The 22,910-nt window shown below is 72.9% G+C and carries 22 protein-coding genes; 5 read left to right on the top strand and 17 right to left on the bottom strand.

The genetic code is table 11. The features are described from left to right. Positions 1–10: 10 nt before the first annotated feature. From KUM03_RS16705 to KUM03_RS16680, 6 genes are all read right to left on the bottom strand, one after another. The gene (locus KUM03_RS16705; RefSeq protein ID WP_217249386.1) at positions 11–1,300 is read right to left on the bottom strand and encodes an MFS transporter; all 1,290 of its coding nucleotides are present in this window, start codon (positions 1,298–1,300) and stop codon (positions 11–13) included. A 3-nt stretch (positions 1,301–1,303) separates the two neighbouring features. Continuing rightward, positions 1,304–2,170, bottom strand: a complete 867-nt coding sequence (locus KUM03_RS16700) for an ABC transporter ATP-binding protein (protein ID WP_217249384.1) — start codon at positions 2,168–2,170, stop codon at positions 1,304–1,306. Then, the gene (locus KUM03_RS16695) at positions 2,167–3,219 is read right to left on the bottom strand and encodes an iron chelate uptake ABC transporter family permease subunit (protein WP_217249382.1); all 1,053 of its coding nucleotides are present in this window, start codon (positions 3,217–3,219) and stop codon (positions 2,167–2,169) included. The genes KUM03_RS16700 and KUM03_RS16695 overlap by 4 nt, the downstream gene beginning before the upstream one ends. Then, positions 3,216–4,259, bottom strand: a complete 1,044-nt coding sequence (locus KUM03_RS16690; RefSeq protein WP_217249380.1) for an iron ABC transporter permease — start codon at positions 4,257–4,259, stop codon at positions 3,216–3,218. The genes KUM03_RS16695 and KUM03_RS16690 overlap by 4 nt, the downstream gene beginning before the upstream one ends. Then, entirely contained in the window at positions 4,256–5,308 is a 1,053-nt protein-coding gene (locus KUM03_RS16685; protein ID WP_217249378.1) for an iron-siderophore ABC transporter substrate-binding protein, read from the bottom strand. The genes KUM03_RS16690 and KUM03_RS16685 overlap by 4 nt, the downstream gene beginning before the upstream one ends. A gap of 164 nt (positions 5,309–5,472) precedes the next feature. Beyond that, the gene (locus KUM03_RS16680; RefSeq protein ID WP_217249376.1) at positions 5,473–6,243 is read right to left on the bottom strand and encodes a helix-turn-helix domain-containing protein; all 771 of its coding nucleotides are present in this window, start codon (positions 6,241–6,243) and stop codon (positions 5,473–5,475) included. Between the two features lie 122 nt (positions 6,244–6,365). Here KUM03_RS16680 and KUM03_RS16675 point away from each other — a divergent pair, with 122 nt between their 5' ends. Then, entirely contained in the window at positions 6,366–7,430 is a 1,065-nt protein-coding gene (locus KUM03_RS16675) for a biotin/lipoate A/B protein ligase family protein (RefSeq protein WP_217249374.1), read from the top strand. Positions 7,431–7,450: 20 nt separating this feature from the next. On the opposite strand, the gene KUM03_RS16670 is transcribed toward KUM03_RS16675, so the two are convergent. Genes KUM03_RS16670 through KUM03_RS16660 form a run of 3 tightly spaced genes read right to left on the bottom strand, consistent with a single transcriptional unit; the run spans position 7,451 to position 9,402 of the window. Continuing rightward, positions 7,451–8,125 (bottom strand): response regulator transcription factor, encoded by a 675-nt coding sequence (locus tag KUM03_RS16670; RefSeq protein WP_217249372.1) that lies wholly within the window; start codon positions 8,123–8,125, stop codon positions 7,451–7,453. Next, entirely contained in the window at positions 8,122–9,234 is a 1,113-nt protein-coding gene (locus tag KUM03_RS16665; protein WP_217249370.1) for a sensor histidine kinase, read from the bottom strand. Before KUM03_RS16665 ends, KUM03_RS16670 begins: the two co-directional genes overlap by 4 nt. 9 nt (positions 9,235–9,243) lie before the next feature. After that, positions 9,244–9,402 (bottom strand): hypothetical protein, encoded by a 159-nt coding sequence (locus tag KUM03_RS16660; RefSeq protein WP_217249368.1) that lies wholly within the window; start codon positions 9,400–9,402, stop codon positions 9,244–9,246. Here KUM03_RS16660 and KUM03_RS16655 point away from each other — a divergent pair. The 3 genes from KUM03_RS16655 to KUM03_RS16645 all read left to right on the top strand — a co-directional run bounded on the left by KUM03_RS16655 (position 9,401) and on the right by KUM03_RS16645 (position 11,916). Continuing rightward, positions 9,401–10,402 (top strand): carboxymuconolactone decarboxylase family protein, encoded by a 1,002-nt coding sequence (locus KUM03_RS16655; protein ID WP_217249366.1) that lies wholly within the window; start codon positions 9,401–9,403, stop codon positions 10,400–10,402. The genes KUM03_RS16660 and KUM03_RS16655 overlap by 2 nt on opposite strands. Then, a complete protein-coding gene (locus KUM03_RS16650; protein ID WP_217249361.1) occupies positions 10,399–11,079 on the top strand; it encodes a class I SAM-dependent methyltransferase in 681 nt (226 codons plus the stop codon). The genes KUM03_RS16655 and KUM03_RS16650 overlap by 4 nt, the downstream gene beginning before the upstream one ends. Positions 11,080–11,259: 180 nt before the next feature. After that, positions 11,260–11,916 (top strand): hypothetical protein, encoded by a 657-nt coding sequence (locus KUM03_RS16645; protein WP_217249360.1) that lies wholly within the window; start codon positions 11,260–11,262, stop codon positions 11,914–11,916. On the opposite strand, the gene KUM03_RS16640 is transcribed toward KUM03_RS16645, so the two are convergent. The 8 genes from KUM03_RS16640 to KUM03_RS16605 all read right to left on the bottom strand — a co-directional run bounded on the left by KUM03_RS16640 (position 11,913) and on the right by KUM03_RS16605 (position 21,170). Beyond that, positions 11,913–13,439 carry an NCS1 family nucleobase:cation symporter-1 gene (locus KUM03_RS16640; protein WP_217249359.1) on the bottom strand — a complete coding sequence of 509 codons (1,527 nt, stop codon included), beginning with the start codon at positions 13,437–13,439 and terminating at the stop codon, positions 11,913–11,915. The two genes, KUM03_RS16645 and KUM03_RS16640, sit on opposite strands and share 4 nt — an antisense overlap. A gap of 107 nt (positions 13,440–13,546) precedes the next feature. Then, complete coding sequence (locus KUM03_RS16635; protein ID WP_217249357.1) at positions 13,547–14,569, bottom strand: TIGR03842 family LLM class F420-dependent oxidoreductase; 1,023 nt, start codon at positions 14,567–14,569, stop codon at positions 13,547–13,549. Positions 14,570–14,580: 11 nt separating this feature from the next. Continuing rightward, entirely contained in the window at positions 14,581–15,984 is a 1,404-nt protein-coding gene (gene hydA, locus KUM03_RS16630; protein WP_217249355.1) for a dihydropyrimidinase, read from the bottom strand. Between the two features lie 34 nt (positions 15,985–16,018). Continuing rightward, entirely contained in the window at positions 16,019–16,861 is an 843-nt protein-coding gene (locus KUM03_RS16625; RefSeq protein ID WP_217249353.1) for a nitrilase-related carbon-nitrogen hydrolase, read from the bottom strand. A 114-nt stretch (positions 16,862–16,975) separates the two neighbouring features. Continuing rightward, positions 16,976–18,598 carry a PucR family transcriptional regulator gene (locus tag KUM03_RS16620; RefSeq protein WP_217249351.1) on the bottom strand — a complete coding sequence of 541 codons (1,623 nt, stop codon included), beginning with the start codon at positions 18,596–18,598 and terminating at the stop codon, positions 16,976–16,978. Positions 18,599–18,629: 31 nt separating this feature from the next. Further along, positions 18,630–19,913 carry an aspartate aminotransferase family protein gene (locus KUM03_RS16615; protein ID WP_217249349.1) on the bottom strand — a complete coding sequence of 428 codons (1,284 nt, stop codon included), beginning with the start codon at positions 19,911–19,913 and terminating at the stop codon, positions 18,630–18,632. Beyond that, positions 19,910–20,752 carry a nitrilase-related carbon-nitrogen hydrolase gene (locus tag KUM03_RS16610; protein ID WP_073730463.1) on the bottom strand — a complete coding sequence of 281 codons (843 nt, stop codon included), beginning with the start codon at positions 20,750–20,752 and terminating at the stop codon, positions 19,910–19,912. The genes KUM03_RS16615 and KUM03_RS16610 overlap by 4 nt, the downstream gene beginning before the upstream one ends. 163 nt (positions 20,753–20,915) lie before the next feature. After that, positions 20,916–21,170, bottom strand: a complete 255-nt coding sequence (locus KUM03_RS16605; protein WP_217249347.1) for a helix-turn-helix domain-containing protein — start codon at positions 21,168–21,170, stop codon at positions 20,916–20,918. Positions 21,171–21,233: 63 nt separating this feature from the next. Between KUM03_RS16605 and map the strand changes: the two genes are divergently transcribed. Further along, positions 21,234–22,010 carry a type I methionyl aminopeptidase gene (gene map, locus KUM03_RS16600; protein ID WP_217249344.1) on the top strand — a complete coding sequence of 259 codons (777 nt, stop codon included), beginning with the start codon at positions 21,234–21,236 and terminating at the stop codon, positions 22,008–22,010. The last annotated feature ends 900 nt before the right edge of the window (positions 22,011–22,910 follow it).

Genomic DNA, 22,910 nt, shown 5'->3' with positions numbered 1-22,910 from the left:
ACCGGCCGGGTCAGGATCGTGACGGTTCCTCCCCCGCGACGGCCTCGGCGGCGCGGCGGCGGGCGTCCTCGTCGGTGCGGGCGTCGTAGGCGACGAGCCGGGGCAGGGCGGCGGTGAGCAGGCCCACCGCGGCGACGCAGGCGAGTCCGCCGGTCCAGATCGCCGGGCGGGCGCCGGTCCAGCCGGCCATCGCTCCGGCGCGGACCTGGCCGAGCTGCGGACCGACGCTGTAGGAGAGGACCTCGATGCCGGCGAGCCGGCCGCGCAGCCGGTCGGGGATGGTCTGGTTCCAGATGGTGGAGCGGCCCAGTCCGCTCAGCATGTCCCCCGCTCCCGCGAGGCCGAGGCACGCCAGCACCAGCCACACGTTCGACGTCCAGCCGGCCGCCGCCATGGCCAGGCCCCAGCCGGTGGCGCCGAACACCACGAGCAGGCCGTGCCGCCGGGTGCGGGACACCCAGCCGCTGGTCAGGCTGACCAGCAGGGAGCCGACGGAGCCAGCCGCGTACATCAGGCCCAGCGACCAGTCGGCGTCCAGTTCGTCGGCGAGGAACGGGAAGATGGTGTTGGGGAAGGCGAAGAACATCGCGGCGAGGTCGATGGCGTACGTGCCCAGCAGCACCGGCCTGGACCAGGCGTAGCGGGCGCCTTCGACGATGCCGCGCAGGGAGGGCCGGGCCGCCTTCTCGCGCGGCGGCACGGGTGAGAGGCGGCGGCACATCAGGACCGACGCGGCGAAGCAGACCACGGTGGTGGCGTACGCGGGGCCGTTGCCCGCGTACGCCACGACCAGCCCGGCCAGCGCGGGTCCGGCGATGGCACCGGCCTGCCAGCGCAGGGCGTTCAGGGCGGCGGCCGCGGCGAGCTGGTCGTGCGGGACGATGCGGGCCAGCAGCGAGTCCATGGCGGGCCGTTGGAGTCCGGCGAGGGCGGCGACGCCGGCGGCGACCACGTACAGCGGCCAGAGCATGGGGCTCGGCAGCAGGGTGTTCAGCAGCAGGATCAGGGCGAGCAGGCCGAGTCCCGCCTCGGTCAGCACGATGACCTTGCGGCGGTCCACCGCGTCCGCGAGCGCGCCGCCGTACAGGCCGAAAACCACGAGCGGAACGAGTTCGACGGCTCCCATGGCGCCCACCGCGAGGGGTGAGCCGGTCAGCTCCTTGATCTGGAGCGGCAGCGCGATCAGCGCCATCACGCTGCCGAGGTAGGTGACCAGGCCCTGCACCCACAGGAGGCGGAAGTCGCGGGAGGAGCGCCAGGGTGCCAGGTCGGGCAGCACCGCGGCGAGCTTGGCGGTCATGGTTCAGCGGCTCCCGGCGGGCCGGGACGCGGGGGACGGCACCGGCTGTGCGGCCGCACCTGCTTCCCGGGCGGTCGAGTGGTGGCGGCCGATCGGCAGGACGAGGGGTTTGCCCGAGACGGGGTCCTCGATGACGCGGCTGTCCATGCCGTACACGGCCCGTACGGTGTCCTCGGTCATCACCTCGGCGGGCGTGCCGGCGGCGTGCAGGCGTCCGGAGGCCAGGGCGACGAGGCGGTCCGCGTAGCGTGCGGCCAGGTTGAGGTCGTGCAGGACCATGACGATCGTGGTGCCGCGGGTCCGGTTGAGGTCGGTCAGCAGGTCGAGGACCTCGATCTGGTGGCTGACGTCGAGGAACGTGGTGGGCTCGTCGAGCAGCAGCAGGTCGGTCTGCTGGGCCAGGGCCATCGCGATCCACACGCGCTGGCGCTGGCCGCCGGAGAGTTCGTCGACCGACCGGTCCATCAGGTCGGTCGTGCGGGTGGCCTCCAGTGCGGCGGCGACCGCGGCGTCGTCCTTCGCCGTCCAGCGGGCGAAGGCGCGCTGGTGGGGGTGGCGGCCGCGGCCGACCAGGTCGAGGACCGTGATGCCCTCGGGGGTGACCGGTGACTGCGGCAACAGGCCCAGGGTGCGGGCGAGTTCCTTGGCGGGGGTGCGGTGCACCTCCTTGCCGTCCAGGACCACCCGGCCGGCGCGCGGGACGAGGAGCCGGGACATCGAGCGCAGCAGCGTCGACTTGCCGCAGGCGTTGGCACCGACGATCACGGTGATGCTCCCGGCCGTCAGGGTCAGGTCCAGGCCCTCGATGACGGCACGGTCGCCGTAGCCGAGCGTCAGGTCCTCGGTGGCGAGGGTGTGGGACGCGGTCACAGTGAGCCTCCGGCCCGGTTGGTGCGGACGATCAGGTGGACGAGGTAGGGAGCGCCGAGGACGCCGGTGACGACGCCGACCGGGTAGCGGGTGTCGAAGGCGTACTGGCCGGTGAAGTCGGCGACCAGGACGAGCAGGGCGCCGACCAGACCGGCGGGGACCAGCAGGGAGCCGCCGGTTCCGGTGAGCCGGGCGGCGATCGGGCCGGAGAGGAACGCGACGAAGGCGATCGGTCCGGCGGCCGCCGTGGCGAAGGCGATCAGGCCGACGGCCGCGACGATGACCGTGAGGCGGGTGCGTTCGACGCGGACGCCGAGCGCGGACGCCGTGTCGTCGCCGAGGCCGAGGGCGCTCAGGTTGCGGCCCTGGGACAGCAGTACCGGGGCGAGGACGAGCACGGCCAGGACGGCGGGCACGGTCTCCTCCCAGGTGGTGCCGTTGAGGCTGCCGGTGAGCCAGCGCATCGCCTCCTGGAGGTCCCATTGGGCGGCCTGCGACAGGACGTAGGAGGTGACGCTGTCGAGCAGGGCGGCGACGCCGATGCCGATCAGGATGAGCCGGGTGCCGGCGACCCCGTCGCGGAAGGCGAGGGTGTAGACGAGCAGGGCCACCCCGAGCGCGGCGGCGATCGCGAGGGCGGACACCTCGGTCCCGCTCAGCGAGAAGGTGACGATGCCGATGGCCGCCGCCGCGCTCGCTCCCGCGCTGATGCCGATGATGTCGGGGCTGGCGAGCGGGTTGCGGAGCATCGTCTGGAAGGTGACGCCGGCCATGCCGAAGCTGAACCCGGCGATCAGCGCGAGCACCGCCCGCGGCAGCCGCAGCGTGCCGACGGTGAACGACGCGCCGGGCACCCGCTCGCCCATGACGACCCGCAGCACGTCGCCGGGCGGGTAGAAGGTGTGCCCGGCCATGAGTGTCGTGACGAAGGCGGCGGCGACGAGGAGCAGCAGCGTCAGGACGAGCAGCCGTCGCCGGTACGCGCGGCGGACCCGGGCGCGCGTGACGGCGCGCAGCGTGGGCGAGGCGGGGACGGCGGGGGCGCTCACAGGGATCTGACCTTCTGCCGGCGGACGATGTGGATGAAGAAGGGGGCGCCGACGATGGCGGTGACGATGCCCACGTCGATCTCCGCCGGCCGGGCCACGATCCGGCCCACCACGTCCGCGGCCGTCAGCAGGACGGCGCCGCCCAGCGCGGAGAACGGCAGCAGCCAGCGGTGGTCCACGCCGACCAGCAGCCGGAAGGTGTGGGGTACGACGAGTCCGACGAAGACGATCGGTCCGGCGACGGCGGTGGACGCGCCGCACAGGACGACCGCGCCGAGCGCGGCGCCGGCCCGGACGAGGGCCACCCGTTCGCCGAGGCCGGCGGCGAGGTCGTCGCCGAGGGCCAGCGAGTTGAGCGCGCGGGCGGCGGCCAGGCAGATCAGGAACCCGGCGGCGAGGAACGGTACGACGCTGCCGAGCTGCGCGTAGGAGGCGCCTCCGACGCCGCCGATCTGCCACATCCGGAAGGTGCCGGAGATGTCGCTGCGCGGCAGGACCACGGCGCTGACCAGGGAGGCGAGGGCGGCCGAGATGGCGGCTCCGGCGAGGGCCAGCTTCAGCGGGGTGGCGCCGCCGCGTCCCAGCGAGCCGACGGCGTAGACGAAGCCGGCGGTCAGGGCCGCCCCGGTCATCGCCACCCAGATGTATCCCGACGCCGACGACAGGCCGAAGTACGCGATGCCCGTGACCACGGCCAGTGAGGCGCCCATGTTGACGCCGAGGATGCCGGGGTCGGCCAGCGGGTTGCGGGTCACCCCCTGCATGACCGCGCCGGAGAGCCCGAGGGCGGCGCCCACGACGACGGCCAGGAGGGTGCGCGGTATGCGTTTGGCGACCGCCGCCTCCTCCAGCGTCCGTTCCGCCCCGCCGAGCGCCGACCACACGTCGGCCCAGGCGACGTCGCGGGAGCCGAGGGCGAGGGAGGCCGTCATGGCGGCGGCGAGGACGGCGACGGCCACGAGGAGCCAGGCCACGCGCGTGCGCGCCGGACGCCGTAGCTGGGCGGCGTCCGGCGCGGACGGGGTTTGGGTGAGCGTCACTTGACCTTGTCCGCGGCCTCGGCGAGCGCCGTCACGTAGTCGTCCAGGACGTACGGGATGGACAGCGGGGTCGGGTTGGCGGCGGTGGCGAGCGGGGTGCTGCCGGGCAGCAGGTAGACGGAGCCCCGCTTCACGGCGGCCAGCTTGGAGGTGAGCGGGTCACCCTTGAGCGCCTTGAGCAGTTCGCCCTTGTCGTCCCCGTAGCCGACGATGATGTCGACGTCGTTGAAGTCGTCGATGCGCTCGGCGCTCTTGGTGAGGACGAACTTCTTCGTCGACCCGGACGGCCCGGAGACGCTGGCGGGGATCTTCATGCCGAGGTCGGTGAAGAACTGGGTGCGGGTGTCGTGGGTGGTGTAGAAGCCGACCTGGCTGACGTCCTTGGCCGACACGTGCGTCATGAACATCGCCGACTTCCCCTTGAGCTGGGGGTGTTCGGCGACGGTCTGCTCGATCCGCCCCTCCAGGTCGGTGATCAGCTCGTCGCCCTCGTCGGCGAGTCCGATGGCCTTGCTGTTGAGGCGGATGATGTCGCGCCACGGGGTCGCCCAGGCGGCCTCGGGGTAGGCGACGACGGGGGCGATCTGGCTGAGGGTCTCGTAGTCCTGCTCGGTCAGTCCGGAGTACGAGGCGAGGATGACGTCCGGCCGGGTGTCGGCGACCGCCTCGAAGTCGATGCCGTCGGTCTCGTCGAAGAGGACCGGCGTCTTGGCGTCGAGTTCCTTGAGCCGCTTCTCCACCCAGGGGAGCACGCCGTCCCCGTCGTCGTCGCCGAAGTTGGCCTTGGCCATGCCGACGGGGACGACGCCGAGGGCGAGCGGCACTTCGTCGTTGGCCCAGTTGACGGTGGCGACGCGTTCGGGCTTCTCGGGAATGACGGTGGTCCCGAGGGCGTGCTCGATCGTCATGGGGAACTGGCCGGTGCCGTCGGCGCCCGCGCCGGCGGCGGCAGCGCCGTCGTCCTTGTCACCGGACTCGCCACCGCACGCGGTGAGTCCGAACAGGAGGGCCGCCGCGAGGGCGAGTACACGCAGGCGTGGGGTTCTCATCGACCCGGTTCCACTTTCGTCGGAAGTTAGGTAAGGCTTGCCTGCATAGCGTATGGAGCGGGGTCGGCCTGATCAATCGAGCCTTTTCGACAGCCCTTGTAGCGATCGGGACAGCCAGGACGTGCCCGTACCCGTACATGTCCCCATTCCGCCGCCCGCGTGCTTCAGATCGCCCGGAACCTGCCGGGCGTCATGCCGGTCGTCCGCCGGAAGGCCGCGCCGAAGGCACTCGCCGATCGGAAACCGACCGCTTCGGCCACCACGTCGACCTCGAAACCCTGGGCCAGGAGCCGGACGGCGTGCTGGGCGCGTACCGAGGCGACCCAGCGGGCGAACGTCGTGCCCGTCTCCGCCCGGAACGCACGGGTCAGCGTGCGCGTGCTGCACCCGAGCGCCGTCGCCCAGCCGGTCAGCGTCCGCTGGTCGGCGGGGTCGGCGCGCACCACGTCCACGATGGGCCGCAGCAACGACGAGGTGGGCAGCTGCACCAGCAGCGCCCGGGGCGACGGCCGCAGTACGTCGAGGACCATCGCCTCGGTCACGGCCCGTGAGGCCGTCGACAGGTCCGGCTCCTCGAGCCGCTCCATGAGGAGCCGGAGCAGCGGAGTGATCTCGACGGCCACCGGCACGTCGGGCAGGGCCGAGACCGTGCCGTGGCGGAAGAAGTGGGCGCGGTAGGCGGTGCCGGCGACCGCGGAGGCGGAGTGCAGCTGCCCGGCCGGCATCCACAGCCCAAGCGTCGGCGTGATGCACCACACCTGGGAGCCCACCACGGCCGTCGAGGTGCCGTGCTCGTTCCAGAGGAGCTCGTGCCACGGGTGGGAGTGCTCGTTCCACGCCGTGTCGGTGGCGACGACCTCCTCGTACGCCTTGATGACGAAGGACACGTCCACCTCGCCCGCGGCGAGCGTCGGCAGGTCCCTGGTGACACGCATGCGGTCAGGCTAGCCGGAGCGGGTCCGCGGTCGGCTGCCCGTGTCCGGGGCCGCGCCCGCCCCGGGGAACAGCACGGCCCGTGCCGCTGTTGGCCCCGACGTACGGAAACGGAGGCAAATCGGTGCACGGTGAATACAAGATCCCCGGCGGCAAGCTGGTCGTGGTGGACGTGGAGGCCGAGGCGGGCGTGCTGCGGCACGTGCGCGTGGCGGGCGACTTCTTCCTCGAGCCGGACGAGGCGCTGGACGCCGTGAACCGTGCGCTGGAGGGCGCCCCGGCCGACACCGACGCGGCGGGACTGGCCGCCCGGATCGACGCGGCGCTGCCCGAGGGCACCGTAATGTACGGGCTGACCCCGGAGGGCGTCGGGATCGCCGTGCGCCGCGCGCTCGCGCACGCCACCGACTGGACGGACTACGACTGGCAGCTGATCCACGAGGGCCCGCAGCCGCCCGCCCTGCACATGGCGCTGGACGAGGTGCTGACCGCCGAGGTCGCCGCGGGCCGGCGTCCGCCGACGCTGCGGGTGTGGGAGTGGGGCGCCCCGGCGGTGATCATCGGCAGCTTCCAGTCGCTGCGCAACGAGGTGGACGCCGAGGGCGCCGCCCGCCACGGCATCGAGGTGGTGCGCCGGATCTCCGGCGGCGGCGCGATGTTCGTGGAGCCCGGCAACACGATCACCTACTCGCTGTCGGTGCCGGACGCGCTGGTCCAGGGCCTCTCCTTCCAGGACAGCTACGCCTACCTCGACGACTGGGTGCTCGGCGCGCTCGGCGAGATGGGAATCCGCGCCTGGTACCAGCCGCTGAACGACATCGCCACCGACCAGGGCAAGATCGCGGGCGCCGCGCAGAAGCGCGTGGTCGGGCCCGGGGGCGGCCCCGGCGCCGTGCTGCACCACGTGACCATGTCGTACGACATCGACGCCGACAAGATGCTGGAGGTGCTCCGCATCGGCCGGGAGAAGATGTCCGACAAGGGCACCAGGAGCGCGAAGAAGCGGGTGGACCCGCTGCGCCGGCAGACCGGTCTGCCACGCGAGGCCGTGATCGACCGCATGATCACCTCCTTCGGCGGCCGCTACGGCCTCACCCAGGGCAAGGTGACCGACGAGGAGCTGGCCCGGGCGCGGGAGCTGGCGCGCACCAAGTTCGGCTCCGCGGAGTGGACCGCGCGGGTGCCTTGAGACCCCAGGGGGTGACGCACCTAGCGCCGCCGCGCCTCCACCAGCCCCGACTCGTAGGCGAAGACCACCAGCTGTGCCCGGTCCCGGGCGCCCAGCTTGGTCATCGCCCGGCTGATGTGCGTCTTGGCGGTCAGCGGGCTGATCACCATGTGCGCGGCGATCTCCTCGTTGCTCAGTCCGCGTGCGGCGAGCGCGGTGACCTCGCGTTCGCGGCGGGTGAGGCAGTCCAGGCCGGGGGCGGTGGCCCGGTCCGGGGGCCGGGCCACGAACTCGCCGATCAGCGTGCGGGTGACGGACGGGGAGAGCAGGGCCTCGCCGCGCGCCACCACCTCGATGGCCTGGAGCAGGTCGGCCGGCTCGGTGTCCTTCAGGAGGAAGCCGCTCGCGCCCGCCCGCAGCGCCTCGAAGACGTACTCGTCCAGGCCGTAGTTGGTGAGGATGACCACGCGTACGGCGGTGAGGGCGGGGTCGGAGGCGATACGGCGGGTGGCCTCGATGCCCGACATCACGGGCATCTGGACATCGACGAGCGCGATGTCGGGCACCTGGGCCCGCACCAGCGCGACCCCTTGCTCCCCGTCGGCGGCCTCGCCGACCACCTCGATGCCGTCCTCGGCGTCGAGGAGGGCCCGGAAGCCGGCCCGCATCAGCGCCTGGTCGTCGACGAGCGCCACCCGGAGGACTTGCTCGCTCATCCCCGCTCCTCCAGCGGGAGCCGGGCCCGCACCGAGAAGCCGCCCTCCGCGCGCGGGGCGGCGCGCAGGGTGCCGCCGAGAGCCGTGACGCGTTCGTCCATGCCGGTCAGGCCGGTGCCCGGGGTGGGCGGCCGGGCCGGGTCGCCGGCGCCGTCGTCCTCCACGTCTATCGCCAACTCCCCCTCGTTTCCCGTGCCGTGGTCGATCCGCACCGACACCTTCGCCGGTCCCGCGTGCCGTGCCGCGTTGGTGAGGGCCTCCTGGACGATGCGGTAGGCGGCCCGTTCGACGGCCTGTGGCAGCGGGCGCTCCGCACCGGTCACCGTCAGGTCGACGGCGAGGCCGGCCGCGCGGGCCCGCTCCACGAGCAGCGCCGGAGTGCCGGCCGGTTCGTCGGCGCGCAGCACCTGGAGGGCGGAGCGCAGCTCGCGCATCGCCTCGCCGCTCGCCTCCTGGATGGCGAGCAGCGCGGGCGGCGCCTCCTCGCCCCGTTTGCGGGCGAGGTGGACGGCGACGCCCGCCTGGAGCTTGACGATGGAGATGCTGTGGGTGAGCGAGTCGTGCAACTCCCGGGCGATGCGCAGGCGTTCCTCGCCGGCCCGGCGCAGAGCCGCCTCCTCCCGGGTGCGCTCGGCCTCCAGGGCGCGCTGCTCGGTCTGGCGCAGGTACGCCTGCCAGTTGCGGTCGGCGAGCCCGGTCACCACCGCGCACAGGAACCAGCCGGCCAGCAGCCCGGCCCGCTCGGCCACGCCCTGCGTCCCGGGCCCGGTCGCCGTGTATCCCGCCAGGAACACCGCGCCGCCGGCCGCCGCGACGCCCCGGTGGCCGACCCGGGCCGCGGTGTGCACGGCGGCCAGGACGGGCAGCGCGGACAGCGGCCCCGGGTGGGCGTGCACCACGTACACCGTGCCGAGCACGGTGGCGACGGCCAGCACCGCGCGCGGGGCGGCGCGGTGGAAGGCGAGGGTCGCCGAGGCGAGGGCGATGAGCGCATGGTCGAGGACGGTGGTGTCGTCGTCGAAGGCCGCGACGGTCATGCCGAGCGCGCCGACGACGACCGCGAGGGTCGCGTCGGCGAGCCATCTGCGATCGAACTGACGCCCACTCATGCCCGCACCCTAGACGGCCTCGACGACGGTCGCGTCGGCCCTGTGGACGGCTTGCGCACTACTCCCGGTGAAGTAGTGCGCTGCCGGACCGGCCTCGGTGGCGCAGCGCCGACTGCATCCGGCCGTACGACGACCGCGGGCACCCCGGGAGCGCACTCTGCTGTCCATGCCTACCACCTTCCGTCACACCGACCCGCTGCCCCCGAAAGCGGCCACCGGCCGCGTCGCGGAGCTCTACGAGCAGATGGCGCGGGACTTCGGCATCCCCGAACCCGCCCCCTTCGTGGTCCTCTCCTCCGCTCCCGCGCTCATCGCCCCCGCCTGGGCGCTGATGCGCGAGTCCCTGATCGCCGGCCCCGGCGACCGGACCGGCAAGGAGGTCGCCGCCTTCGGGGTGTCGCAGGCCAACGGGTGCCGGTTCTGCGTGGACGCGCACACGATGCTGCTGCACGCGACCGGCGACCACGCCCTGGCCGAGCGGCTCGTCCGAGGCCGGGAACCCGAGGACGAGCGGCACGCGCGCGTGCTCGACTGGGCGCGGCGCACCCGCATTCCGGGCGCCGCGCGGGAGCCTTACCCGTTCCCGCGCGAGGAGACGCCCGGCTATCTGGGCACCGCGCTGGCCTTCCACTTCATCAACCGGATCGTGTCGGCGCTGGTGACCGAGAGGCTGCTCCCGGCCGACGCGCAGCGGCTGCGCGCGGTGCGCAGCCTGGCGGGCCGGTCGCTGTCCCGCACCGTGCGCCGCCCGGCCGTGCCCGGCGCGTCCCTGCCCCTGCTCGACGACCCCGGCCCGGGACCGGCGTGGGCGGGGGGCACGCCGGTCGGCCCGGCGTACGCGGCCCTGCGCACGGCCGCCACGATGGGCGCGGGCCTCCTCGACGCCGGCGACCAGGCCCTCGTACGCACCGCCCTGCGTGACTGGGACGGGTCCCACCCGCCCGTCGACCCGGACCCGTTCCCCGACCGCCGGGAGAGGCCCGGCGCCCGTCTGGCGCTGTTGGCCGCCCTCGCGCCGTCCCGGATCTCGGAGGCGGACGTCGCGGCGTGGCGCCGGCCCGAGCACACCGACCACTGCCTGGTGCACCTCGTGGCGTACGGCGCGTTCGCCGCCGTGGACCGCGTCGAAAGCGCCCTGACCGCACCCTCCGTGGAGGAGACCTCATGACCTTTGTCGCCGGCCCTCACCAGACCCGGTACGACGCGATGCTCGCCGGTGTGAACGACGCCCTGTTCGACGCGGCGGCCGTCGCCCCGGGCGACCGCGTCCTGGACGTCGGCTGCGGGGCCGGCACCACGACCCGGATCGCGGCGCGGCTGGCCGCCCCCGGGCACGCGGTGGGCGTCGACGTCTCCGCGCCGCTGCTGGAGCGGGCCCGCGCGAGCACCGCCCCCGAGGGGATCGAGAACGTCACCTACGTGTGCGCCGACGCGCGGGTGCGCCCCTTTCCGGCCGGTGGGTACGACGTGGTCGTCAGCCGGGGCGGGGTGCTGTCGTTCGCCGGCCACGCCGCCGTCTTCCGCAATCTCGCGCGGGCGCTGCGGCCGGGAGGCCGGCTCGCGTTCGTCTGCACGCGGCCGCCGGGGCCGCACTGGGAGGGCCCGGAGCGCGTCCGGGAGGTCCTGGCCGGGTTCGAGGAGGTGACGGTCGAACCGGTCACCGTGGAGGCGGCCCGGTGCCGGGACGTGCCGGACACCGTCGAGTTCCTGCTGTCGCCGTTGCCGGGCGGCGCACTTCCCGCCTCGCGGCTGACCGGCCTGGAGGAGGTGCTGCTCCCCTTCGCCACGCGCACGGGCGTGCGGATACGGGCGGGCGTGTGGCTGGTGACGGCCGTCCGGCCGTGACGGCCGTCCGGCCGTGACGGCGGCCGCCGCACGCCCCCGCCCTCCGGCCCACCGGTACGTCTGCGTCACCGCCCGGCCACGCACCGAGTTCGCCCTTCCGCCTCACAGTCACTCGTGTGACACTGGCGTCCCGTCCGCAGTGCGGACCTCCTCCGCACCATCCCCCACGAGAAGTGCGCCGTGCGTCCTCTTCCCCTGCCGTTCGCCCTGACCGCGCGTCTGGCGCCGGTCGCCGTGCTCGCCACGGCGGGCTGGGCCCTGTCGTCCGGGCCGGACACGACACCGGCCGCCAAGGACGAGACACCGCCCGACACCACGAACCGGTCCGCCTCCGCCCCGGCGACCGAGGCGGTGACCCAGACGTACGCCTCCGCCCCGGCACCCTGCGAGAGCCTGGACCGGAAGACGGTCACCTCGCTGGTCCCGGGCGCCAAGGCGGCCGGCAAGGAGATCCCGTCGACGGACACCAAGGTCCGCCGCACCTGTTCCTGGAACGCGCTCAAGGGCTACGACTACCGCTGGCTCGACGTCTCCTTCGAGGTGATGGAGTCGGACGAGGCGGCGCAGAAGTCGTACAAGGAGCGGGTCGCCGACCGGAGCGGCGGAGGCGCGGTGCCGGGGCTCGGCGACGAGGCCTACTCCGTCGTGAACCTCACCACCGAGGACAAGCAGCAGACCCGCGAGGGCACCGTGCTGGTCCGCGCCTCCAACGCCCTGGTGATGATCACGTACAACGGCAGCGACTTCGAGTCGAAGAAGGCGCCGAGTACGGAGACGATCAACAAGGGGGCCATCAAGGCGGCCAAGGAAGCGGTGGCCGCCCTGGAGGAAGGCTAGCGCCGAGCCGGACGCGTGGCGGGCAGCAGCATCAGCGCCAGGTACAGCACCATGGAGGTGCCGAGGCCCACCGCCCAGCCGTAGTCGGCCAGCGGTTCGAGGAAGGGCACGGGACGGCCGTCGACCAGCGGGTGGAAGTCGGCGCCGCCGATGGCCAGGACGCCGCCGACCAGGAAGGCGACGACCGCGCGCCAGTTCCAGCCGCCGCCGTACCAGTACCGCCCGCCCGCGCGGTACAGGTCCACGAGGTCGAGGCGGGCGCGGCGCAGCACCCAGTAGTCCGCGATGAGGATGCCGGCGACCGTGCCGAGCAGGCCGCCGACCAGGCCGAGCCAGGTGAAGATGTAGCCCTGCGGGTCGGAGTACAGCTTCCACGGGAAGATCAGCACGGCGAGGACGCAGGTGACGATCGCGCCGGCCCGGAAACTGACCTTGCGCGGCGCGACGTTGGAGAAGTCGAAGGCCGGTGAGACGAGGTTGGCCGCGATGTTCACGGACAGGGTCGCCACCAGGACGGTGACGAGGGCGAAGAGCAGCCCGACGACGTTGTCCGTCTTCGCGGCGAGCTTCACCGGGTCCCAGATCGGCTCCCCGTAGACCGCCTGCGAGCCGGAGGTGACCATCACGGAGAGGAACGCGAACAGGGTCATCGTGGTCGGCAGGCCGAGGGCCTGGCCGCGGGTCTGGGCCTTCTGGCTCTTCCCGTAGCGGGTGAAGTCGGGGATGTTGAGGGACAGCGTGGACCAGAAGCCGATCATGCCCATGAGGGAGGGCCAGAAGAGCTTCCAGAAGTCGCCGCCCCAGCCCAGCCGCGACGGCTGGTCGAAGAGCGGGCCGAAGCCGCCCGCCTTGTCGGCCATCCACCACAGCATCACGAAGGCGCCGACCAGGACGAAGGGCGCCGCCCAGTTCTCGAACCGGCGGATCGTCTCCATGCCCCGGTAGATGATGGCGACCTGGATGGCCCAGAAGATCGCGAACGACAGCCACATCGTCCAGGCGTGGCCGCCGAACGTCGCCGCGCCCGTCCAGCCGTCGCCGATCAGCTTGCCGGCCAGGAAGTAGATCGCCTCGCCGCCGATCCAGGTCTGGATGCCGAACCAGCCGCACGCCACCAGCGCCCGCACCACGGCGGGCAGGTTGGCGCCGCGGATGCCGAAGGAGGCGCGGGCGAACACTGGGAAGGGGATGCCGTACTTGGGTCCCGCGTGCCCGGTGAGGAGCATCGGGACGAGCACGATCACGTTGGCCAGGGCGATGGTGAGCACCGCCTGCTTCCAGTCCATGCCGACGGCGATCAGACCGGAGGCGAGGGTCCAGGAGGCGGTGTTGTGGGCCATGCCGACCCACAGGGCGGAGAAGTTGTACGTGGTCCAGGTGCGCTTCTCGACGGGGACGGGCAGCAGGTCCTCGTTGGCGTAGGGGCCGCTCGGCGGCGGGGAGCCCGGGGCGAGCTCCACGCGCCCGTCGGGGAGGGTGACTTGGGCGGACGGCGGTATCGCCGTGGGCGCGGTGTCGGTCATGGGCAGGCCAATCGTGCGGTGGGACGGGAGAGGCCGTGCGTGCGGTGCCGAGGGGGGTGCGCGGGTGCGCCCTGGGGCCCTCCCCCGAGGGGGAGGGAGGGGGTCGGTCAGGCGTTGACGGCCGGGATGATCCGCGTGCCGTAGGCGTCGATCACGGACTCCTGCGCGTCGTGCATGTCGTACAGCGCGAACTGGTCGACGCCGAGGGCGCGCAGGGCCCTGAGCTTCTCGATGTGCTTCTCGGCCGGTCCGATCAGGCAGAACCGGTCGACGATCTCGTCCGGCACGAACTGCGTGTCCGGGTTGCCGCTGCGCCCGTGGTGGGCGTAGTCGTAGCCCTCGCGGGCCTTGATGTAGTCGGTGAGTTCGTCGGGGACCGCGCCGGTGTGGGCGCCGTACTTGTCGACGAGGTCGGCGACGTGGTTGCCGACCATGCCGCCGAACCAGCGGCACTGCTCGCGCGCGTGGGCGAGCGCCTCGGGCGAGTCGTCGGCGGTGACGTAGGCCGGGGCGGCGACGCAGATCGTCACCTCGGACGGGTCCCGGCCTGCGGCGACGGCGGCGTCCTTCACGGCCTTGACCATGTACTGGGTGAGGTAGAGGTCGGCGAGCTGGAGGATGAAGCCGTCGGCCTCCTCACCGGTCATCTTCAGGGCCTTCGGGCCGTACGCGGCCATCCACACGGGGACTTCGGCGCCCGGCTGGATCCAGGGGAAGCGGACGACGGTGCCGCCGCCGAGGTCGGCCTCCTCTCCCCTGCCCAGCGCCCGGATGACCTTGATGGCTTCGCTTATGCGGGCGAGGGTGTTGGGCTTGCGGCCGGCGACGCGCATCGCGGAGTCGCCGCGTCCGATGCCGCAGACGGTGCGGTTGCCGAACATGTCGTTGAGGGTGGCGAAGGTGGAGGCGGTCACCTCCCAGGTGCGGGTGCCCGGGTTGGTGACCATCGGGCCGACCTTGAGTTCCGAGGTGTGGGCCAGGATCTGGCTGTAGATCACGAACGGTTCCTGCCACAGCACGGCGGAGTCGAAGGTCCAGCCGTAGCGGAAGCCGTTGTGCTCCGCCCGCTTCATCAGGTCGACGACGCGGGAGGCCGGCGGGTCGGTCTGCAGGACGAGTCCGAAGTCCATGGGCACCGCTCCTAGTTCAGGTACTGACAGGTGGCGCGCGGGGTGTAGACGCCGTGGCCCTTGCGCCCGGTGTACTCCCGCTCGGTGACGACCGGCACGCCGCGTGAGAGCACGGTCTCCACCCGGCCGGTGATCCGCTTGCCCTCGTACGCCGAGTAGTCGACGTTCATGTGGTGGGTCTCGGCGGAGATGACCTGCTCGGCGTGCGGGTCGTAGACGACCACGTCGGCGTCGGCGCCGGGCGCGATGGTGCCCTTCTTCGGGTACAGGCCGAACATGCGGGCCGGGGTGGCGCAGGCGATCTCGATCCAGCGGCGGCGGCTGATGTGCCCGTCGACGACGGCCTGGTGGAGCAGGTCCATGCGGTTCTCGACGCCCGGCATCCCGTTGGGGATCTTGGAGAAGTCGCCGCGGCCCAGCTCCTTCTGCCCGGTGAAGCAGAAGGGGCAGTGGTCGGTGGAGACCACCTGGAGGTCGTTGGTCCTGAGGCCCCGCCACAGGGCGGCCTGGTGGTCCTTCGGCCTGAGCGGGGTGCTGCACACGTACTTGGCGCCCTCGAAGTCGGGCTCGGCGAGGTTGTCGGTGGACAGGAACAGGTACTGGGGGCAGGTCTCGCCGAAGACGGGCAGCCCCTCGTCGCGGGCGCGGGTCAGCTCCGCCACCGCCTCCGTCGCCGAGACGTGCACGACGTACAGCGGCGCCCCGGCGACCTGCGCGAGCCGGATGGCCCGGTGCGTGGCCTCGGCCTCCAGCAGCGCCTTGCGTACCTCGCCGTGGTAGCGGGGATCGGTCTCGCCCCGGGCGAGGGCCTGCTCCACGAGGACGTCGATCGCGATGCCGTTCTCGGCGTGCATCATGATCAGTCCGCCGTTGCCGGCGGCGCGCTGCATGGCCCGCAGGATCTGGCCGTCGTCGGAGTAGAAGACGCCCGGGTAGGCCATGAACTGCTTGAAGGAGGTCACCCCCTCCTCCACCAGCAGGTCCATCTCCTTCAGCGTCTTCTCGTTGACGTCCGAGACGATCATGTGGAAGGCGTAGTCGATCGCGCAGTTGCCCTCGGCCTTGGCGTGCCAGGCGTCCAGCCCGGAGCGCAGGGAGTGCCCGACGCTCTGGATGGCGAAGTCGACGATCGTCGTCGTCCCGCCCCAGGCGGCGGCCCGGGTGCCGGTCTCGAAGGTGTCGGCGGCGTAGGTGCCGCCGAAGGGCATCTCCATGTGGGTGTGGCCGTCGACGCCGCCCGGGATGACGTACTTGCCGCGCGCGTCGATGGCCCGCTCGGCCGAGAACGCCTCGGCGGCGGGCGTGCCGGTCGCGGCGAGGGCGGCGATGCGGCCGTCCTCGATCAGGACGTCGGCGTGGATCTCGTCGGACGCGGTGACGACGAGGCCACCGCGGATGACGGTACGGCTGCTCATGCTGCTCTTCCCTCCTGTCGGGGGCCCCGCCCGGTCAGGGCGCGGTCAGCGGCGAGTACGCGCCGGGCGCGCGGTCGCGGTAGAACTGCCAGCGGTCGCGGACCTCGCGCAGTTTGCCCATGTCGAGGTCGCGGACGACGAGTTCGGTCTCCTTGTCGCTCGCGACCTCGCCGACGAACTGTGCCTCGGGGTCGACGAAGTACGAGGTGCCGTAGAAGTCGTTGTCGCCGTACTCCTCGACGCCGACGCGGTTGATGGCGCCGACGAAGTACTCGTTGGCGACGGCCGCCGCCGGCTGCTCCAGCTGCCACAGGTAGCCGGACAGGCCGCGTGAGGTGGCCGACGGGTTGAAGACGATCTCGGCGCCTTCCAGTCCCAGTGCCCGCCAGCCCTCCGGGAAGTGCCGGTCGTAGCAGATGTAGACGCCGACCTTGCCGACGGCGGTGTCGAAGACCGGCCAGCCGGAGTTGCCGGGGCGGAAGTAGAACTTCTCCCAGAAGCCGCGCACCTGCGGGATGTGCGTCTTGCGGTACTTGCCGAGGTAGGAGCCGTCGGCGTCGATGACGGCGGCGGTGTTGTAGAGGACGCCGGGCTGCTCCTCCTCGTACATCGGAAGGACCAGGACGATGCCGTGCTCGCGGGCGAGCCGCTGGAAGCGTTCGACCACGGGGCCGTCGGGGACGCGTTCGGCGTAGGCGTAGAACTCGGGGTCCTGGACCTGGCAGAAGTACGGTCCGTAGAACAGCTCCTGGAAGCACAGGACCTGTGCGCCCTGGGCGGCGGCGTCGCGCACCGCCTGCTCGTGGACCTGGATCATGGATTCCTTGTCGCCCGTCCAGGCGGTCTGGAAGAGCGCGGCACGGATCACTCGGCTCATCTTCGGCCTCCACTCGCTCGGTGTGGCGCTCGGTGTACGGCGAGATTAGGGGCGGCGGGCGGCCGGATTGAGTGGCACGGTGTCACGTCTGTCGGGGTCGGGCATTGCACGGTGTCACCCCTGTTGGGCGTCGTGGGCGAGGAGCGCGATGTGTACGGAGGCGGCCTGCTCGAAGTCGTCGAGGTCGACGCCGAGCCGGCTCTGTATCGCTTCCAGGCGGCGGTAGAGGGCGGGGCGGGAGACGTGGTGGAGCTGGGCGGTGCGGGACTTGTTGCGGCCGGTGGCGAGGTAGGTGCGCAGGACGGCGAGCAGGTCCTCGTCGGGGCCGGCGAGCAGCCCGTCCAGCTCGCGTTCGGCGAAGGACTGCACGTGCGGGTCGTCGCGCAGCAGCCGTACCAGTCCGCGCAGGTGGATGTCGCGCAGCCGTACGACGGGCGGCGGGTCGAGGCCGGGCGCCGAGTCGGCGACGGCGTCGGCGACGTGCCGGGCCTCGCGCAGACCGGCGGGGACGTCGTCCCAGCTACGGGCGTCGGCCGCCGCGACCACGGCGCGGGAGGACTCCGGCTCGGAGCGCAGCCGGGCGGCGAGGTGGGCGGTGAGTGCCCTGGCGTCCTGGTCGGGGGCGAGACTGAGCAGGACGGCGACGCGGTCGTCGTCGAGCCCGGCGGCGATCCCCGGCAGGCCGAGCAGCCGCAGTACGCGGTCCAGGCGGGCCGGTTCACCACCGTGGCCGTCGCGGCCGCCGCGCACGACCAGCGGGACGAAGATCCGCCGGTTGACCGGCAGCCCGGCGGCCCGCGCCCGGGGCAGCAGTTGCCGTGCCGGTACGGCGCCGGTGTCCAGGTCGGTGAGCAGGCTCCGCGCGGACTGCTCCGCCCAGGAGTCCCAGGAGCCGCCGGAGTTCTGGGCGTGAGTCCCGTCACCGGCGAGCATGCGGTGCAGGACCAGGGCCTCGGCGGCCCGGTCGGCGAGCAGGCGCCCGGCGGCCCTCTCGCCCCGGTAGCCGCACAGCACCAGCCGGCCCCAGCGTTCCCCGCGGCAGCTCAAGTCGGCGCGGATCCAGCCGTCGGCCGACCCGGCACCCGCCTGGCGGGCGATGCGCTCCCAGTCCCGCAGCACGTCGTCGACGGCCGCCCGCTCCCCCGCCGTGGCGAGGACGCGGTGGGCGAGGTTGGTGACGACGACGGGGCAGCCGCCGTGCCGGGCGACCTCGTCGAGCAGGCGCTGCACGGGGGCGCCGGCGGTGATCAGGCCGGTCAGTTCGGTGCGTACGGCCTCGGAGAGGCTGACGGCGGCGAACTTGCGCCGCAGCAGCCGGGACTGGACCTCCTCGGTGAGTTCGGCGAAGGGGAAGGGCCGGTGCAGGACGACCATGGGCAGTCCGCACCGCTCGGCCGCCGCGCGCATCCCGTCGGGCGGGGCGGGGAAGGCCCGGCCGAGGCCCAGCACGACGGCCGAGGCCTCGGCGCGGTGCAGGGAGCGGACGTACTCGCCCTGCTTGTCCTCGTCACCGGCGAGCAGCACCCCGGTGGTGAGGACCATCTCGCCGCCGCTGAGCATCACGCCGACGTCGGCCGCCTCGGCGACGTGCACCCATCGCACGGGCCGGTCGAGCCGGTGGGCGCCGGCCACCACCTCGGGCTGCCCGGCGAGCACCCGCTCCAGCCCGAGGACCTGGCGGACCGTCAGAGCGGGTTCCCAGGGCTGCTGCCCGGAGGTCTCCACGGTGGAGGTCATGGCGGCGTTTCCTCCGCTCGGGACGCTGCTGTCAGATGCTCCGCAGAGCGCGCTCCAGGATCGCGGCGCCCTCCTCGGCCTCCGCGACGGTGAGGGACAGCGGCGGGGCGACGCGCAGGACGCTGGTGCTGTGGCCGCCGCCCTTGCCGACGAGCAGCCCGCCCGCGCGGGCCTCCTCCAGGACCGCGGACGCCGCCTCGGGGGCGGCCTCGCCGGTGCCGGGCCGGGTCAGCTCGACGCCGATCATCAGCCCGCGTCCGCGCACCTCCCGTACGTGCGGCACCTGGGCGGCGACGGCCCGCAGCCGTTCGATGAGCAGTCCGCCGACGCGCCGTGCGTTGCCCTGGAGGTCGTGCTCCAGCAGGTAGGAGAGGTTGGCGAGGCCCGCGGCCATGGTGACCTGGGTGCCGCCGAAGGTGGAGATGCTGTTGGCGTCGAGGCAGTTCATGATCTCGGCGCGGGCGATGACGCCGCCGACGGACATGCCGTTGCCGATGCCCTTGGCGAAGGTCACGATGTCCGGCGGGCCGCTGCGTGCGTGGGCCTGCCAGCCCCAGAAGTGCTCGCCGGTTCGGCCCCAGCCGGTCTGCACCTCGTCGGCGATCCACAGGATGCCCCGCTCGTGCAGCACCTCGCGGAAGGCGGCGTACAGGCCGTCCGGCGGGGAGGTGAAGCCGCCGACGCCCTGGACGGGTTCGGCGATCAGCGCGGCGGGCGGGCGGGTGTGACCGAGGATGTCCTTGAGGTCGGCGACACAGGCGTCGATGAAGTCGCGGTCGTCGAGGTGCGCGTAGGGGCCGCGGGTGCGGACGCCGCCGTGGACGTAGAGCGTCTGGAGCGGGGAGAGCGAGGTCGGGGACCAGCCTCGGTTGCCGGTGATGCCGACGGAGCTGAAGCTGCGGCCGTGGTAGCTGTTGCGCATCGCCAGGATCGTGTTGCTGCGCCGGTGGGCGGTGGCGAGCAGCAGGGCGGTGTCGTTGGCCTCGGTGCCGGAGGTGGTGAAGAAGACGCGGGCGTCGGGGATGCCGGAGACGTGGGCGATCCGCTCGGCGAGTTCGACCATGGGCCGGTTGAGGTACAGGGTCGAGGAGTGGATGATCCGCCCGGCCTGCTCGCCGACCGCCTTGGTCACCTCGGGCAGGGCGTGCGCGGTCATGGTGGTGAGGATGCCGCCGAAGAAGTCGAGGTACTTGTTGCCTGCGGAGTCCCAGACGTGCCGGCCCTCGCCGTGGGTGATCTCCAGCGGGTCCTCGTAGTAGAGGGCGAGCCAGTCGGGCAGGACGGAGCGGTGCCGGGCGTAGAGGTCCTTGGTCACGGCTGCACCAGCCCTTCGTAGGCGTCGGGGCGGCGGTCGCGGTAGAAGGCCCACTGCTGCCGCACCTGCTCGATGAGGTCGAAGTCCAGGTCGCGGACGACGAGTTCCTCCTTGGTGTCGCTGGCGACGTCGCCGACGAACTGGCCGCGCGGGTCGACGAAGTACGACGTGCCGTAGAAGTCGTTGTCGCCGTACTCCTCCTGCCCGACCCGGTTGATCGCGGCGACGAAGTACTCGTTGGCGACGGCCGCCGCGGGCTGCTCCAGACGCCACAGGTGGGCGGAGAGGCCGCGGTGGGTGGCGGAGGGGTTGTAGACGAGCTGGGCGCCGCCGAGGCCGAGTTGGCGCCAGCCCTCCGGGAAGTGCCGGTCGTAGCAGATGTAGACGCCGACCTTGCCGACGGCGGTGTCGAAGACGGGCCAGCCGAGGTTGCCGGGTCGGAAGTAGAACTTCTCCCAGAAGCCCTTGACCTGCGGGATGTGATGCTTGCGGTACGTGCCGAGGACGGTGCCGTCGGCGTCGATCACGGCCGCGGTGTTGTAGTAGAAGCCGGACTGCTCGACCTCGAAGACGGGGACGACGATCACCATGCCGGTCTCGCGGGCGAGGGCCTGCATGCGGCGGGTGGTCGGACCGTCGGGCACGGGCTCGGCCCAGCGGTAGTGCTCGGGGTCCTGGACCTGGCAGAAGTAGGGGGCGTTGAAGACTTCCTGGAAGCCGATGACCCGGGCGCCCCGCCGGGCGGCCTCGCGGGCGTGCTCCTCGTGTTTCGCCACCATGGACTCGGTGTCGCCGGTCCAGGTGGCCTGGACCAGAGCGGCGCGTACGACGTTGGCCATGAGCTGCTCCTTCGACACGACGTCACGACGTCAGAGCCTCTACGCCCGTAGAGCGGCCGTAGAGGGACGAACGTATGCCTGGCCGGAGGGGCTTGCCAAGACCATCGTCGTCAAGGCGCGGTGTCGATCGCGTTTCGCACTCCTGTGGGTGAGTGCGGGTGTCTCAGGCCGCCGCCGCGGGCTCGCACCTCCCGACCAGGTCGTCCATGGACAGCCCCAGCGCGGCGGCCAGCGCGGCCACGGTGAAGAACGCCGGGGTGGGCGCCCGGCCGGTCTCGATCTTGCGCAGGGTCTCGGCGGAGACGCCGGCCACGGCGGCGACCTCCGTCATGCTCCGTTCGCCGCGGGCAGCGCGGAGCAGGCGGCCGAGCTGTTCGCCGCGCTCGCGCTCTTCGGGGGTCAGGGGGGTGCGCACCATGCCGTCATTCTAATACCGGTCCCGCGTGACCGCCCCAATTCAAATACCGGTATAGTAATTGGTATGGTGGAACTGAAGACAGACACATCGATCGACGCCATGCACGCGGCGGGCCAGGTCGTCGCGCGCGCCCTGACCGCCGTACGGCGGTGCGCGGACGTGGGCGTGTCCCTGCTGGAGCTGGACGCGGTGGCGCGCGAGGTGCTGCGGGAGGCGGGCGCCGGGTCGCCGTTCCTCGGCTACCGTCCCTCCTTCGCGCCGACGCCCTTCCCCGGTGTCATCTGCGCGTCGGTGAACGACGCGATCGTGCACGGCATCCCGGACGGCTACCGGCTGCGCGACGGCGACCTGGTCTCGATCGACTGCGGGGCGACGCTGGACGGCTGGGCCGGTGACTCGGCGGTCAGCTTCATCGTGGGCGCCCCGCGCGCGGCGGACGTGACGCTGATCGAGACCGCCGAGCGCGCCCTCGCGGCGGGCGTCGGGGCGGCCGTCGTCGGCAACCGCGTCGGCGACATCGCGCACGCCATCGGCACGGTGTGCCGGTCGGCGGGCTACGGCATCATGGAGGACTTCGGCGGCCACGGCATCGGCCGGCACATGCACGAGGACCCGGGGGTGCCCAACGAGGGCCGGCCGGGGCGCGGGCTCCCCCTGCGGCACGGCATGGTCATCGCCATCGAGCCGATGCTGATCAGCAGCGGACGGGACGACTACCACCCGGCCCCGGACGGCTGGACCCTGCGCACCAACGACGGCTCGCGTGCGGCCCACGTGGAACACACGGTGGCGATCACGGACGCCGGCCCCCGCGTCCTGACGTCACGGGAAGGCCTCTGAGGATGCCGTGACCCGGGCGCCGCGGAACGTTCACGAGGGCGTGGGGGGCGGACAGCGGCCCCGTGGCTCCGTGACCCGACGGGACGCGGCACCGGGGCCGCCAGGAGACGCAGCACCGTGGCCGGTACGGGACGCAGCCCCGTGGCCGGTACGGGACGCAGCCCCGTGGCCGGTACGGGACGCAGCCCCGTGGCCGGTACGGGACGTAGCACCGGGCGCCCGATGCGCGCCTCAGTCCGATGCCGGCCGGCGCGGAACGCGGCACCACGGCCGGGACGGAAGCGGCTCCGTGACCCGATGGGGGACAGCCGAAAGCCCCCGGCGCGAGACGGCCTCGTGCCCCGGCACGGGACAGCCGCGCGGCCTGGCGCGAGACAACCAGGCAGCCCGGCGCGGGACAACGAGGCGGCCCGGGACGAGACGAGCCCCGCCACCCGGCACGGGACAGCCACGCAGCTCGGCGCGGGATAACCACGCAGCCCGACGCGGGACAACCACGCGAGCCGACACGAGACGAACCCCGCCACCCGGCGCCGAACAGCCACACAGCCCGGCACGGGGCAACCACGTGCCGGGAACGAGACGTCCCCCGCCACCCGGCGCCGAACAACCACGCAGCCCGGCACGGGACAGCCCCGCGGCCCGGAACGACACGAACCCCGTCACCCGGCACAAGACAGCACGCGACCCCGACGCGAGATGGGCCCCACGATCCAGGGCCGGACCAGCCCCGCCACCCGGCACCAGGGCGTCCGCAGCCCCCGCACCGGGCGTCCGCAGCGTCCGCACAGCACGTCACGTGCCCGGCCGTGAGGCCCTCCGCCCGCCCGGGTTGCCGGACATGCCCGGCGGAACAGAACGTGTCATGTTGGGCATGACCGCGCCCCGACCGGGTTACCC

It is taken from the genome of Streptomyces sp. AC602_WCS936, assembly GCF_019049125.1.
Taxonomy (GTDB): Bacteria; Actinomycetota; Actinomycetes; order Streptomycetales; family Streptomycetaceae; genus Streptomyces.
The sequence above is the reverse complement of the archived record's forward strand: the minus strand, read 5'-3'. Positions and strand labels throughout refer to the sequence as shown.